This window comes from Paenibacillus stellifer, from assembly GCF_000758685.1.
Lineage (GTDB): Bacteria > Bacillota > Bacilli > Paenibacillales > Paenibacillaceae > Paenibacillus_AQ > Paenibacillus_AQ stellifer.
Window position 1 is genome coordinate 4,456,583 of sequence record NZ_CP009286.1, and the last position, 14,649, is coordinate 4,471,231.

The 14,649-nt window shown below is 56.2% G+C and carries 14 protein-coding genes and 1 riboswitch; of the genes, 2 read left to right on the top strand and 12 right to left on the bottom strand.

Features of this window, described 5'->3' with window-relative positions; genetic code table 11:
* Positions 1-20: 20 nt before the first annotated feature.
* Positions 21-1,259, bottom strand: coding sequence for a beta-ketoacyl-ACP synthase II (gene fabF, locus PSTEL_RS20510; protein ID WP_038698217.1), 1,239 nt, complete (start codon positions 1,257-1,259; stop codon positions 21-23).
* Between the two features lie 174 nt (positions 1,260-1,433).
* Between fabF and PSTEL_RS20515 the strand changes: the two genes are divergently transcribed.
* Complete coding sequence (locus PSTEL_RS20515) at positions 1,434-2,270, top strand: helix-turn-helix transcriptional regulator (protein WP_038698219.1); 837 nt, start codon at positions 1,434-1,436, stop codon at positions 2,268-2,270.
* Here PSTEL_RS20515 and PSTEL_RS20520 read toward each other — a convergent pair.
* On the bottom strand, positions 2,267-3,610 hold the full coding sequence (locus PSTEL_RS20520) for a 5'-deoxyadenosine deaminase (protein ID WP_038698222.1): 1,344 nt from the start codon (positions 3,608-3,610) through the stop codon (positions 2,267-2,269). The two genes, PSTEL_RS20515 and PSTEL_RS20520, sit on opposite strands and share 4 nt — an antisense overlap.
* Before the next feature lie 54 nt (positions 3,611-3,664).
* Positions 3,665-3,763, bottom strand: a riboswitch (purine riboswitch).
* A gap of 110 nt (positions 3,764-3,873) precedes the next feature.
* Between PSTEL_RS20520 and PSTEL_RS20525 the strand changes: the two genes are divergently transcribed.
* Positions 3,874-4,785, top strand: a complete 912-nt coding sequence (locus tag PSTEL_RS20525) for an NAD(P)-dependent oxidoreductase (RefSeq protein WP_052099308.1) — start codon at positions 3,874-3,876, stop codon at positions 4,783-4,785.
* Between the two features lie 852 nt (positions 4,786-5,637).
* Here the strand turns inward: PSTEL_RS20525 and PSTEL_RS20530 are convergent.
* The 10 genes from PSTEL_RS20530 to PSTEL_RS20575 all read right to left on the bottom strand — a co-directional run bounded on the left by PSTEL_RS20530 (position 5,638) and on the right by PSTEL_RS20575 (position 14,551).
* Positions 5,638-6,159, bottom strand: a complete 522-nt coding sequence (locus tag PSTEL_RS20530; protein ID WP_038698224.1) for a GNAT family N-acetyltransferase — start codon at positions 6,157-6,159, stop codon at positions 5,638-5,640.
* A gap of 140 nt (positions 6,160-6,299) precedes the next feature.
* Positions 6,300-6,725 carry a hypothetical protein gene (locus PSTEL_RS28590; protein WP_038698226.1) on the bottom strand — a complete coding sequence of 142 codons (426 nt, stop codon included), beginning with the start codon at positions 6,723-6,725 and terminating at the stop codon, positions 6,300-6,302.
* Positions 6,726-6,731: 6 nt separating this feature from the next.
* Positions 6,732-7,034 (bottom strand): hypothetical protein, encoded by a 303-nt coding sequence (locus PSTEL_RS20540; RefSeq protein ID WP_052098746.1) that lies wholly within the window; start codon positions 7,032-7,034, stop codon positions 6,732-6,734.
* Positions 7,031-7,375, bottom strand: coding sequence for an alpha-helical endospore appendage domain-containing protein (locus PSTEL_RS20545; RefSeq protein WP_483823596.1), 345 nt, complete (start codon positions 7,373-7,375; stop codon positions 7,031-7,033). The genes PSTEL_RS20540 and PSTEL_RS20545 overlap by 4 nt, the downstream gene beginning before the upstream one ends.
* A gap of 10 nt (positions 7,376-7,385) precedes the next feature.
* Positions 7,386-7,673, bottom strand: a complete 288-nt coding sequence (locus PSTEL_RS20550) for a protein kinase family protein (RefSeq protein ID WP_038698230.1) — start codon at positions 7,671-7,673, stop codon at positions 7,386-7,388.
* A gap of 241 nt (positions 7,674-7,914) precedes the next feature.
* A complete protein-coding gene (locus PSTEL_RS20555) occupies positions 7,915-9,177 on the bottom strand; it encodes a DUF438 domain-containing protein (protein ID WP_038698232.1) in 1,263 nt (420 codons plus the stop codon).
* 25 nt (positions 9,178-9,202) lie between these two features.
* On the bottom strand, positions 9,203-9,430 hold the full coding sequence (locus PSTEL_RS20560; RefSeq protein WP_038698234.1) for a DUF1858 domain-containing protein: 228 nt from the start codon (positions 9,428-9,430) through the stop codon (positions 9,203-9,205).
* A gap of 248 nt (positions 9,431-9,678) precedes the next feature.
* On the bottom strand, positions 9,679-10,953 hold the full coding sequence (locus tag PSTEL_RS20565) for an MFS transporter (RefSeq protein ID WP_052098748.1): 1,275 nt from the start codon (positions 10,951-10,953) through the stop codon (positions 9,679-9,681).
* A 266-nt stretch (positions 10,954-11,219) separates the two neighbouring features.
* Positions 11,220-12,239 (bottom strand): LacI family DNA-binding transcriptional regulator, encoded by a 1,020-nt coding sequence (locus PSTEL_RS20570; RefSeq protein WP_038698236.1) that lies wholly within the window; start codon positions 12,237-12,239, stop codon positions 11,220-11,222.
* 170 nt (positions 12,240-12,409) lie between these two features.
* The gene (locus tag PSTEL_RS20575; RefSeq protein WP_038698238.1) at positions 12,410-14,551 is read right to left on the bottom strand and encodes an alpha-amylase family glycosyl hydrolase; all 2,142 of its coding nucleotides are present in this window, start codon (positions 14,549-14,551) and stop codon (positions 12,410-12,412) included.
* Positions 14,552-14,649: the final 98 nt, after the last annotated feature.

The following is a 14,649-nucleotide window of genomic DNA, read 5'->3' on the forward strand; positions in this document are numbered from 1 at the left end:
GTGGCTCAGGAGATACGCCGCTATTCCCGGTATTTGCGAACAATGACCACGGCATTGTGTCCGCCGAAGCCGAAGGAATTGGACATGCCGATTTCAAGATCGGCTTCCCGCGCGGCATTCGGCACATAATCCAGATCGCATTCCGGGTCGGGATGCTCAAGATTGATCGTCGGCGGAATAAGCCCCGCTTCCAGGCTCTTGACGAGAGCGATCGCTTCGGCCCCGCCGGCGGCCCCGAGCATATGCCCGGTCATCGACTTGTTGGCCGTCACCGGGATGCGGTAGGCATCCTCGCCGAACAGCGTCTTGATCGCCTTCGTCTCGGAGCGGTCGCCAAGCTCCGTGGAGGTGGCGTGAGCGCTGATGACGTCGATCTCGCCGGGCTCGAGCCCGGCGGAATGCAGCGCCTGCTTCATAGCCCGGTAAGCGCCTTCCCCTTCCGGGTGGGTGGCAACCATATGGTAGGCGTCGGAGCCCGCCCCGTAGCCAATCACCTCGGCGTAGATTCTCGCATCCCGCCGCTTCGCGTGCGATAGCGACTCCAGCACCAGAATGCCTGCGCCTTCGCCAAGGACGAACCCGTCCCGCTTCGCGTCGAACGGCCGGCTGGCCCCTTGGATATCATCATTCCGTGCGGACAAGGCATGTGCGTTGCCGAAGCTGGCCAGGGAAATCTCGTTGACCGCCGCCTCCGCCCCGCCGGCCAGAATGACATCCGCGTCGCCGGAGCGGATAACCCGGAAGGCCTCGCCGATGGCCGTGTTCCCGATGGAGCAGGCGGTAACAGGCGACAGCGTCGGGCCCAGTGTTCCGAGGCGGATGCTGATCGTCGCGGCGGCCATGTTGGAGATCATCATCGGGACCAGCGTCGGACTGACCCGTTCCGGCCCGCGCTCCAGCAGTACCCGGTGCTGATCGAGCAGCGTGCCGATGCCTCCGGTGCCCGAGCCGACATAGACGCCGACTTGTTCCATGTCCAGCGCCTCTTGCCGCAGTCCGGCGTCAGCCCATGCCTGATCAGCCGCTGCAACAGCGAACTGTGTGAAGCGGTCCATGCGCCGCGCTTCCTTTCTTCCGAACAGGGCTTCGGCATCGAAGCCCCGGACCGTTCCGGCGAACTTGGTCTTGTAAGCCGACGTATCGAAGGCGTCGATTTCGCGGATACCCGACCGCCTATCCTTCAGCCCATTCCAGAATTCCTTCACGCCGCTTCCGAGCGGCGATACGATTCCCATGCCTGTAATGACAACTCTTTCCACGATTCAGACCTCCAGCTCATGTAATATCGCTATCATGCCATGCAGGTTATCCTATTACAAGTTGTTGTTTAAACTAGTATAATGAGTGCTAGGATAACACGTGAACGGAATCGCACTAACGATATCGCACTAAGGGAATCAAAAGAATGGAATCGAGCTTAAGGAGGAAGAATCATGAACGATCAAGCCAGACTGGAGGCGCTGTCCGCCTTCCTGAAGACCCAGCGAGCCAAAATCACGCCGGGTTCGGTCGGACTTCCCGAGGGAGGCAGGCGCAGAACGCCGGGTCTTCGAAGGGAGGAGGTCGCCCAGCTAGCGGGCGTCAGTACGACCTGGTACACCTGGCTGGAGCAGGGACGCAATATTAAGGTATCATCTTCGGTGCTGGAGAATATCGCAAGGGCGCTCCGGCTGACTGCCGATGAGAGGCGGTATCTCCAGTCGCTCGCGCTGGAATCTCATGTCAGCCCCCCGGCTCCGCCCGAGGAACAGCCCGAAATCCGGCCGGCGCTGCTCAAGATCATCCGGGAACTTAAATACTCCCCGGCCATCGTGATCGACCGCCGCTCCCGGATTGTCGGCTGGAACGACGCGGCCAGGCATGTCTTTCTCGATTTCGTGCAGGTCCCGGCGGAAGGCCGGAATCTGATCGAGCTTCTGTTCGCCCGCAAGGAGCTTCAGCGGCTGGCGGTGAACTGGGAGGATTTCGTAACCGGCTTTCTCGCGATCTTCCGGACGTATTACGGACAGTATGTGGAGGATGAATGGTATCGCGACTTCCTGCGGCATATGAGCGGACAGTATCCGGATTTCGGCCGGCTGTGGCAGAGAAGCACTGTGAACAGCGCCCCTGACGTGCTGATTGAGTTCCGGCATGCGAAGGCGGGCAAAATGCTGTTCGAGCTGACCTCCATGCAGGTGCACGGCAGCGCCGATCTGCGCTGCCTCATCTACACGCCGTCATCCGAGCGGACGGAGCTTAAGCTGATGAAGATCATCAGGCAAGCCTAAATGGAGCCCAGCGGCGAGCGGACCAGCAGCCGTTTGATCGAAGTGTCCGCTTCGCGCAGCACCGTATCCTTGTCGATTGTCTTCATCACGCCGCGCTCCATGACGACCTTGCCGTTAATGATCGTGCTCTCCACATCGGAGCGGGTTGCGGAATACACAATCCGCGAGACCGGATCAACGTCAAAGGAAGGGAACGTATGAAAGTTGTTCAGATTGAGGATCGCCAGATCCGCTTTTTTCCCGACTTCCAGACTGCCGATTTCATCCTCCAGGCCGACCGCTTTCGCTCCGCCGATCGTCGCCATCCGGAACACGGTCCGGGCATCCATCGCCGTCGGCCCGTGCTTCGGCTTCTGGATCAGAGCGGCCATCCGCATTTCTCCGAACATATCGAGGTTATTATTGCACGGCGCGCCGTCCGCGCCAAGGCTCACCGACACATGCTCGTGAATCAGTCCCGGGGTATCGGCGAAGCCGGACGCGAGCTTCATATTGGAGCCTGGACAATGGCTGACATGAACGCCGCGATCGCGCAGAATCCGCCGTTCCTCCTCATCAAGCCAGACGCAGTGAGCCAGAATGAGCCGCTCGTTCGCCAGACCGATATGATCGAGGTACACGATATTGCGCATGCCGGTCATCGCCTGCACAATCTCGATCTCACCCAGATTCTCGGACGCGTGAGTATGCACATTGACCCCATAGCGTGCCGACAGATCACGGACCTCCTTCAGCAGCGGCTCGGTGCATGAGATGACGAATCTCGGGGAAAAAGCGTACCGGATACGTCCCCCGTCATAGCCGTTCCATTTCTCCAGCAGATCCACGCTCTCCTGCAGCGAAGATGCCGTATCCTCCTGAAGCGCGGCTGGGATGTCGTCTCCTTTCTGATCCATCATCACCTTGCCGGAGAGGGCGCGAATACCGCTCTTCGCAATGGCCTGAAACGCGTAATCGGTGTGGTGCACCGTCTCCATATCGACGATCGTCGTCGTGCCGCTAGATATCAGTTCGCCGAGTCCGAGCATGGCCGAGTAATAGAGCGATTCGCCGTCATGCGCCGCTTCCAGCGGCCAGATGCGTTTGCGCAGCCAGTCCATCAGCTCCAGATCGTCCGCCTTCCCCCGGAAGAGTGTCTGGCACAGATGGATATGCGTCTGAACGAAGCCTGGAATCACCGTGCGGCCTGCGGCATCCATCACCTGCTCGCCCTGCAGCGGCGTGAGACCCGCTCCGATTTCGGCGATCCGGTCATCCTTGATACGGATATCCCCGTGTAAGATTTCCTCCCGTTGATTCATTGTGACAATCTGCGCATTTTTGATCAAAATACCGCTCATGGCGTTCTCCCCTCTCCGATTCATGCCCATATCCAAGCAAAAAGGCTACGAAAACATGCCTAGGCACATTCTCGTAGCCAGAAATTTACGGTTCCCGGTAGAAACCCTTAATCCAATCATTAAGGATATACGAAAAATTTAAAATAGGTTTAGGCTCATCATAATTCAAGGACAGGTTATTTGTCAATAAGAGTCATGTTAAATGACATCAAGAGCAGGAGAAGGTCCAAGCCAGGTTGTCCCTGTCCGGTTTAGGGTTTAGAATGGACAGAGAAAGCTTGAAGAAGGAGTGGATTCCATTGAAAAAGATCGCATGGATCGGAACAGGACATATGGGCGTACCGATGGCCCGAAATTTGATTCAAGCCGGATATGGCCTGCATGTGTATAACCGGACAGCGGAAAGAGCGCAGCCGCTTGGAAGAGAGGGGGCGGTTCTCCGCAAGACTCCTGCCGAGGCTGCGGATGAAGCCGATGTTATCTTCCTGATGCTGACGAAGGGCGAAGCGGTCCGGGAGGTGCTGGAAGGCGAGAACGGCGTTCTCTCCCATCTGCGGGAAGGCGCGTACATCGTCAATATGAGCACGATTCTGACTGAGGAAGCGAAGGCTTTCGCGCGGCTTACGGAACAAGCCGGGGGCATTTATGTGGACGCCCCTGTATCCGGCTCCGTGGGGCCGGCGACCAAGGGCCAGCTTGTCATTCTTGCCGGCTGCTCGCCCGAAGCGCTTGAATATTGCGCCCCGTTCTTTGACCGGCTGGGCAAATCGACGATTCACTTCGGCGATGTCGGCGCAGGCAGCTCCGCGAAGCTTGCGATCAATCTGCTTCTCGGCGTCGTCGCCCAGGGTATCGGGGAAGCGCTGCTCTTCGGCGAAAGCTCTGGCCTGAAGCGGGAGCAGGTGCTGCAGATGATCGACGAATCAGCCGTCTCGACGAAGCTGTTCGAGGCCAAGAAGATGATGTATGTAAAAGAGGAATTCCCGGCTGCATTCATGATCAGCCTTGTGGCGAAGGATCTGGGACTGGTCCAGGATGAAGCGAAGCTGGCCGGTCTTACGCTGCCGCTTGCGGAAGCTGCCGGCAAGACGTATGCAGCAGCTGACCGTGAAGGCAGGGGAGAGCTGGATATGGCCGCAATCGTGCAGCAGCTCAAGGATATGCGCCGGAGCTGATTTAAGAGTGATCCGCCCGCACAGCTCCATACAGCTCCTTAAACACTTAAAACCCCGACTGCCTCACTATGGCAACGGGGTTTTAAGTCTCCTTATTGCTATTCAATTTTATTCATTTCCTCCTGCAACAATCCATACCCTTGACATGGCACACATTCCGATGATTCCATGTTGCTCAGATTGTTCCTAAATTTTCACTTGCCTGATACTCCGATTCCGGAGTACGTTCACCGAAATTTCCATGCCCAATTGGGTTGCTTGTTCTCCCCGCGTACACGATATTCGCGAAAAACGTTGTCACGTCCGTTTTCCTTATATGCGACTACCGTACATTGTACGCTTCGCTAACCTTTTCCAATGGAATCCTGCTCCTTTCTCGCAGGGACTTTGGTCCTGCTTTGAAATAGCCTTCTTCCTTTTTCAGGTTACCTTTGGGTCCGATCCATACCTTCCGGTCTTCTTAAAGGCCGTCCATCCGCGTGGCTTAAAATCCTTCGGATGAGGTATGCACCGCTTGTCTAGCCCATCGGAACTCTCTCCCTTCCTTTTTGGTTAAGAAGTTTGGAGTATCACCTTCCGCGCTTACCGAAAAATCGATTAGCCGCTGAATTTAAATGAAACCTTCGCTTCAGAGCGTTATCCATCCGGCTTCTTTTTTTAGGCCAGCTCATCTGGTGATGTCATTATTATAGTTCATGCCCTTGAATATGGAAAACGCGCAGAAACGGGCTGAATCGCGCTATTTTCCTGTTTACGAATAATAGCGGGAATCAGCCCATTCATTCTTACGTTTTTACGCAAATTTAACAATTTGCTCCCGTTTTCAGTGCAACTGCTTACATTGCCAAAATATCAGCTCTCCGCTGACTTCAGCAGCTTCTCCATAACCGGAAAATTGGCGATCCGGCCCGGGAACCGGACCTCGCCCCGAACCTCGTAGCCAAGGCGGAGATACAGGCTGAGCGCTCTGTCGTTCTTAGCGTATGTATCCATGCGGATGCTGGAATAACCTTCGCGGGCCGCCTGATCTTCGGCGAACGCGAGCAGGCGGCGGGCAATGCCTTTGCCCTGAATTTCCGGGTGAACCGCCAGCCGGTGCATGACCAGATGACGCCCTTCCTTCTGCACCCAGTCGATCGACTGGTATTCCTCGGCTTCGTTCTCGTCCAGAACAATAATGCCGGCAGGCGTACCGTCATCCTCGAACACATAGAGCGTTCCCTGTTCGATATCCTTCGCGATGACCTCACGGTTCGGATAGCTTTCATTCCATTGGTCGCTGCCGCCCTCTTGCATCACGCGCACGCATTCGGCAATCAAAGCCATGATCCGCTCCAGATCATCCATTCTTCCTTGTCTGATGACGTTCTCCATTTAGGTCTTCAACCGCCTTTCTGCCGGGTGCCTGAGTCAATGACTCTGCTTCTGACAGTCTATCATATAAGGCGGCGCAAGATGAAGCCTCCGGCAAGGGAACGCGGCGGCAAAGACAGGCTCTTTGCCGCCGTTCGACTTTATCCGAACTCCAGTTTATGCCCGTCCTCGAAACCTTTCGCAAAGCCGGTATCGAAGCCAACGTCATAGGCTTCATTGTAGCCCTGCTGGTAGGCGTCGGCCGGCGGAGTCTCCGGAGGGACGCCGGGATCGGCGGGAAGCGGCACCAGCACCGTTTCGGGCGGAGCCGGCGGCGCGGGTGGGGCAGGCGGATTCGGCGGCGTCACTACAGCCGCGATCCGGCGGCGATGTCTGCCGCGGCGCAGCTTCAGCCCCTTCTTCCGCAGCCGGATGCCCGAGCGCTTCCTGACCGCTCCTTTGCGCGCCTTCGGCGCAGCCCCTTTGCGGGTTTTGCGCAATTTGGTCTTGCGCGCAAGCAATACCCGGCGCGAGCCGGTTCTCTTTCCCTTCAGCGGCTTCTTCCGGCTTGTTCTTTTAGTCTTCATCTCCTGTCACCCCTTCTGTACGTCAAGCTGCCGCGTAGGACCGATCCGGGTGGCCTGAGCCAGCCACGGGGAAGAAGGCTCCCCTTCCCTGGGTCTCGGCAGCGAAATACCGGACATCATCCGGCACATGGCGCTCTGGTATTCGCTGAGCACCCTGACATTCTCGCACAGCCTGCGGGCCGCAAGCTCCGAATGGCCGGTCACCTCCGCCACGGATTCCAGAATGGCCGCGAGCGCAGCCTGGCTCCTGGCGATCGAGCGGATCATTTCCAGCTTCACGGCCTGTTCCGAGAGCTGCGGCGCGCTCATTTGTCGCTGTCTCCCAAGCTGAAGCCGTCGGACAATCCGCCCAAGCCGTCGTCTCCGCCGTCTTCCTCGCCCGTGTCAAGCATGGCCTTCAGATTGCTGCAAAGGCCGTTCTCCAGCTTGGTCAGCCCTTCAACCAGCTCTACAATAGCTTCATGCATGGCAAGAGACTCCTTCAGCTGGTCCTCATGCGTATCGAAGGCCCTGGGATGCATGTGATGATGCGCCCAATGCTTGACCTTCTCTGCCTCCACCGCTTTGGCTTCCAGGATGATCGCGATGTTCCACTGGATCGCGGCGGTAGACTCCAGCATCTTCAAATACGATTCTTCTCTGCTCATCATCCGCCTCCCGCTACTCTTCTTCCTGGCCCTGCATTTCCTTAATTACTCTCCCTACCTGTTCGGCCATCGCCTCCTGCAAATCCGCGAAAGCATTAAGATAGGAGATGATGGTCTTGTTCACACGGCCCGCGCTTTCGATGACGCCTTCAGTCCCGCCGAAGTCGGGCTCCGCATCCGGCAGGTCATGAACGATTTGAGCCATGCGGACAGCTACATGGCGCTCGGCGTCAAGGATGCGCGCCATCTGTTCGTGGGAATGGGCCATGTGCTCCAGTATTTTGGTGATTTGGTTCTGCATGGTCATGTCTCCTTTGCTTTAGGCGCCCTGCATCAGCATATGCGCCGAAAGCCCGGCCGGTTACAGATAAGCTCCGAATCCTAAGCGCGTAACGAAACGGGCGTTCACCTTTTGGGCTAGAGACAATCTGCCTGAAAAATATCCGCAGCACAGAGTTCCCTTCCCGGAGCACGCAAAAGGCCGCCCGCAAGCGATTCCCATCGCTCGCATAGCGGCCGGCCGGTACTTCTTTTTGACACGGTTACTCCGACATAATGCGCTTCTGGCCTTCCAGGGCCCGGATCGGCGCGATATTTTGCGTAAACTCCAGAGTTCCCATGTAACGCCCCTCTTCGTCCCGGATGGCGAAATAGCGGATGTAGACGAATTTATCCTTGATTTGAATCCAGAAGTCTTCGGCATCCTTGCGTCCGGATTTGAAGTCTTCCAGCAGCTTCTCCACCACATGCACGCTTTGCGGCGGATGGCAGTTCTGCACGGTGCGGCCGATTACTGCTTTTGTACGGGCGAAGATCCGCTCCTTGCCGTGAGAGAAATACCGGACCACATCGTTCTCGTCGATGAAGGTAAGATCGACCGGGAGATGGTTCATGATCAGCTCAAGCTGCTGTACGGACACGATTCCCGTCTCAAAGCGGATGAAGCCCTGAGGCGCTTCGGCTCCACCGCCGGCTTCCGAATCCGCAGCCACCGTCGGCTCCGGCGCGCGTTCCGGAATCCACTCCTTCTCCGGCGCGGTCAGGCAGAAGCCGATGCTCTCGCTCTCCCCGGCGATTTTGACCCATTCGTCCTCGGTCAGCTTCTCCAGCGCCATCGGCAGCAAAATATTTTCTTCCTTAAAGATCATCTCGTTAACTTCCTTGATGATCAGCTCCAGCGCGTTCAGAACTTCTTCCCGCCCGCCCTCATAAGCGGACAGCAGCGCCTTGGCTTCCTTGATCATGCTCCGGATACCGTCGTCGACGCCCCACATGACCTTTGTCGGACCGTACACGCCGTATTTTTCAAGATAAGGAAAGAGGAGATTCTCCTTGCGGCTGTAATGCTTGTCGATGTCCATCAGAAGATTCAAATCCTCCAGCAGCTTGTAGATTGCCGCCGGACTGTCATCCTTGGCGAACTTGTCCTTGTGCAGCTCCAGAGTGAAGCCCGTCAGCTTCTCCAGCTCCCGGTTCTCCTGTTTGAACGTATGCACGGGATGACCGGGCTGTTCCTCGGGTTTCGACGAACGGTGAATCTCCTCGATCGAGCCCTTGAACACGGCCGTATGGACGGAGCACAGACGCTGAACTTCAGATACCGGAATGCCTTCCTCGGTCATCAGTGCATGCTCCAGCTCCGAAATTTCCGACACCGACACATTGAGGGTCGCTTCCTGGAAGCGCGCTTTGACCTCTTCTACATCCTTGCCCGCATGCAGCTCCTTGATGATGTCCATCAGCATCTGCTGGCGTTCGCTGCGCTCCGGCGCTTGCGCCTCGCGGTTGTTAATGAGTTCGCTCATGATTACACACTCCTTCTCTAGTTTTCTATGCTAAAATGCTGAACCCGCGGCTCCGGAATGCCTCCTTGACGGTGTCCGCATCCATCCGCTTCAGCTTGATTCCCTTCTCCAGCGTCATGAACCGTCCTGCTGTCTGCAGCATGCCCGGCTTGGCGATATCCTTGAAGCCCAGCTCAACCATGATATCCACCGTTTCCGGCCAGCGGGTGGCCAGGTCATACACCGTTTCATCCATGCGCATCGTTTTGTCCATGATTCCCACGCTCCCTTGCCGTCTCTAATCCTTGATCCCAATCAACTGATAACTATTCTCAACAACAGAGTAGCACGGGCATTCATCCCGGATTGTGATTGCAATCACAAAGTTTAAATTTTAATTATTCGTCACGCAAAAAAAGCCTCCAAGATCGCCGCCCTCTCTTCTGGGCAAAGCAATTTTCTCTTGGAGGCATCTGAATTTAGTCTCGTGTTGCTATCCTCTTGCAGCTCGCTGCCCGGGGATCAGCCCGCCTTCCGGTTCAAGGCGTCGTCTCCGGCGTCCTTGATCCCCCGGCCGAATACGCCGAGTACGGGAAACAGCAGCACGCCCGCCGCCAGCAGCGAAGCCCGAATGGAGAACCGGCTTCCGATCCAGCCGACCGCCGGACCTCCCGCGCTCTGCCCGAAGGCATCGGCCTGGCTGACCATCGACAAGACGGTCGCCCGTGTGCGGCTCTCCAGATTCCGGTTGAGCCAGGTGGCGTACACCGGCTCGGCCACCGCAGAAGCGATGCTGACCATCAGCACCGCTGCAGCCGCGCCGCCGAACGATGGCGACAGCGCAAGTCCTAAAATGCCAAGCGCGCGGATCGCCGTCAGCAGCAATAAGCTGAGCGAGAGCGTACGCCCGCTGTTCATGTTGATTCTGCGCTCAGCGGCATGAACGGCCGCCATCCCGAGCAGCGTGGCGGCTGCGCTGAAGATGCCGAACCAGAGCGCCGGCGAAATCGGCCCCGCCGGAAAGCCGATGCCGTTCATCATATAGGCTTCCCACAGCCGGTCATACCCTTCCGAGGCGGCGCCCGTGAAGACGGTTATCAGCACCATGGCAATCAGCAGCGGGCTGCGGCGCACCACGGCTGCGCCGTCCTGCCAGGCCTTCCGCATCTCGCGGATTGGCGATTCTCTCCGGCCTTCGGTTCGCGGAACGAAGCCCGTCTCTTGCATCCTGGCGAGCAGATAGACGCCAAGAATCCAATACATCATCCCGCCGGCCAGGTAAGGCAGATTGGGCATCAGCGTTGACAGACCGACACTGATGCCTATGCCGGCGAGGGAAGCGGCGAGAGTTATTTTCTGAGCGCTCATGAAGAGCCCGCCAGCCCCCTGCTCACCGACTTCGTCCACGATCCAGGCCGTATCTGCTCCGCTGATGAACGTCCAGCCTATCCCGAACAGCAGCTGGGCCGCCAGAATAATGCCAAAAGCCGGAAGCATGACAGACCCGGAGGACAGCCAGACGGCGGTTCCTTCAAGGGTGAAGCCTCCGCCGAGAATGAACATGCCGATAATAACCGACCGTCTGCGTCCGTAGGTATCGGCAACAACGCCCGTAATTCCTTCAAAAATCAGCACCGTAAGCTCCAGAACCGTCCCGATCAGCATGAGCTGAAGGGGGGTAAACCCGAGCTCTTTGACATAATAAATCGTATAGGTTGTAAACATCGTGCTTCCCGCCAGGGAAGTCAAAAACTTCATTCGGGTATATACCCGGGCCGCTCCATGCGAATGCTGCATCTATATTCCGCCTCTCTGTCTTGGCAGGCGGACCTTTGACAATAGTGTCGAATGATTAAATGAATATCTCTAATCAGCCAAGCTGTCCGGACCGCGCTGCCGCTTCATCACCTATTTTTGCGTTTCCAAGCTGTGAATAAGATAACTTACTAACTCCGCTTTGCTGACGGACTTTTAACATAATCAAGCACCTCCGTTGTAAATTATTTCTATTGTAAACGGACTTTTTCGAAATGAACAGACAGCGATTAACATTAGTCTTGGGCTTAATCAATTCCTTTCATTAATGCAGTGGACTGGCGGACAACCAGCTTCGGCTCCACCCAGCGGTGCTCCTCCGCCTGAATGGCATTCGGCTCGTTAATCTGTGCCATCAGCATGTCCCCTGCCGCCGCTCCCAGCGCGAACGTGTCCATATCAAGACAGGTCAACGGGGGCGTCGTATATGGAGCAAGCGGTCTATTGTCAAAGGTGGCGATTCCGATATTTTCCGGTATTGAGATCCCCCGCTCGCCGAGCTCCTGAAGCGCACCGAAAGCCACAAGGTTGCTCATGCACACAATCGAATCCGGAGCTTGGCTGAGGGAGAGCAGCTCACAAGTAAGCCTGCGCCCGTTGGCCTCGTTCGAGTAGCCGGGAAGCACAGGCGGCAATGACGTATGCGGCAGCGCATCCCGGAATCCCGCCACTCTCGCTCCGAACAGCGGGTCGCACTCTTCACCGCCGATAAACGCCGGGTTCCGGTACCCTTGGGCGAGCAGATGCTGCGTCAGAATCGCGGCTCCGCTGCGATTGTCGATATCGACCCATCTCAAGGGCCGGACTCCCGGAAGCTCTCCAATAACGATGTAAGGAAAACTCCGTTCGTTAAGCTCTTGCGCCAGCATTGGGGTCAGGATGGAGTTGTCCAAAATAATTCCGTCCACTTTGCGGCCGAGCACGAAGCGGCTTACGAACCGGTCCCGACCGATATGTTCGATATTGCAGATCGTCAGCTCGTAATCGAGCGGTCCGATAACGCTCTCAACACCGCCGATAATATCGTAGAACGAATAATTCAGGAAATCGCTTTTGCGTGAAAGGTCGATGATGAGTCCGATGTTATAGCATTTCTGTTTGGCCAGCCGTGTGGCGAAGCTGCTCGGCTCATAATTCATCTCCAGCATGATGGCCCGGACTTTTTCCTTAGTAGCCTCCGAGATGGTCGGTGAATCGTTCAGGACCTTGGATACGGTTGATTTGGCTACATTCGCCGCTCGGGCGATATCGTTAATCGTTACTCTCATCGGATTGGGTCCTCCAACATTCCAGTTAAATCCAATTATACTTGATCAGAAGGGAAGGCGGAAAGCCGCGATTTCCGGTCAGAACGCCAAAAAGCACGGAATCCCGGCTCTCCCCGGGGAAGGACAGCGCCAGATTCCGTGCTCTGAATCGGTATTACAAGTATTTGTTATTAATTTTGCCAATCAACCGATATCGTTCCAACACCGCTGGTCGGCGAGGTATACGTATGATTGCTGCCGCCTTCCCATGTTACTGTGGTGCCGTTGGACTTAATGAACTTGAACTGCAGTGCCGTACCCGCCGGAACGCTGACGTCGAAATACCAGGTCGGGTAAGATGCTTCAACCACATTGTACATCGGGCCGATCGCATTGGCTGTGCTCCAGGAGCCAAGCTCGGCGGCACTGCCGACCAGATAAACACTGGTTCCAAGGGCAGTGGTGGCATTGTTGACTTTAAAGCGCACGGTAACCTGATCTGCGGTCAGCACGTTGAAGTTGTTGAATGCGCTGCTCTGCGTGCCGGAAGCATTCGCTACTTTAACGGCCGTTTTGCCTGCGGCCACGCTTGGAATCTTCACTTTGATTTCGCTGTCTTCCCAGCTTACGATGTTCGAACCGGTAACAGCTGTCGTGCCGAAGTAGACAGTACCTGCCGTACTTCCGAATCCGCGTCCGTCAATGGTGACCGTGTTGCCCGGTTTGCCCATGGTCGGACCGACATTAGCGATGGTCGGCGTAGTCTCGGAGGTGCTGTACTGCCATACCGCCGTTCCGCCAGCCGCAAGTGTGAAGTTGCTGACCGCGCCGCCGCTGACAGTAATGGAGTTACCGTTCAGCAGTCCTTTAAGGACATCCGAGTAGGTGCCCGCCGGGAGCGAGCTGAGCAGACCCGAGATCGGATAAGACGTCGTCGTGTTGCGGTTAATGGCGACCAGAGCGACGCTGCTGCCGAATTTCCGCTCATAAATGTATACATCATCGTTCACCCAGCGTTGGGTGGAAGTACCGTAAGCGATAGCCGGATTGGACTTCCGCAGCGGGGCAAGGGCCTTGATTACCTTGTAAGCCGTTGTTGTGTTGTCAAACGACGTCATCATCGCCCGGTTGTTCGGATCGCCGACACCGGTCATATACTGCTCCGTGCCGTAGTAGATCGCCGGAACCCCGCGAGAGGTCAACGTGAGCGCAAGCGCCTGCTCGGTCGGCCGGGTGCTGGCTCCTGCAGCCTGGAAGCGGTCCATATCATGATTGTCGATAAAGGTAACCATGTTATTGATGTAGTTATAGCTGGATGCAGTGCTGTTCAGGACGGTGTTCAGCTCAGGCATCGTTTCCGATTTATCCTTGAATACTTCCCGTACCTCCTGGGCGTACGCGAAGTCAAGCAGATTCATGCCGCTGTTGTTGGCGAAATTGACATTGTCCGAGCTGGTCTCGTCAGCGCCCAGGAACCATTCGCCGAAGGTGAAGACCGGATGGCTGCTGCTGTAGATCGAGGAGACGAAGCTCTTTTGCCAGCCGAACGGCATATGCTTCACCGCGTCAAACCGGATGCCGTCTACCCCCATACCGAGCCACAGCTGGATAGCATTCTTAAAGTAGGCGTCGATTGTGCTGTTGTTCTGATTAATGTCTGCAAGATCGTACAGATTTTTGTAGATACCACTTTCAATTGTGGAGAAATCGGTGCCGCCGTTGTGATGGAACAAGCCGTTCGGATCGCTGCCATATTTGGCGAGCAGTGTACCGTTATCGTAGAGAGCGCCGTTCTCCGCGAAGCTGGCGTCCGTCGATGAAGCCGGGCTTGTGTGATTCGGCGCAAAGTCGATGATCACCTTCAAATTATGAGCATGGGCCGTGTCAAGCAAGGTCTGAAAATCGGTGAAGCTGCCGAAGGCCGAATTGGTCTTCTTGAAATCCCGGGCCCAATAACCGTGGTAAGCGGTGTTGTTAACGCCGGAATAGTTGATGACGGAGGTGATATTCTCGACCGGCTGGGAAATCCAGATGGCCGTAACCCCCATGTCGGTCAGATAACCGTCATTGATCTTGTTGGTGATTCCCTTCCAGTCTCCTCCGAAGTAGAGCTTCAGATTGGAGTGATCGCTGCTGAATGCCGATCCTGTCGGGTTGTTAGATGAATCTCCATCTGAGAAGCGGTCGGTTACGATTTGATAAATGACATCCGTGCTGTAGTCCAGCTTGTTGCTCACACTGGTATCCGGAGACGCAAATGCAGGCAGTGCGGCAACCAGAGCCATACTAATGGATAGCGATAAAGTCGTCAACATCTTTGAATACGTTTTCATACATGACTCTCCTCTCAAATTTGATTTCCGGAAGACAAACGTTTGCATGAATCCGAGAGCTTTGCCGTCTTGTGAATTCCAGGACAAGGTTGTCCATT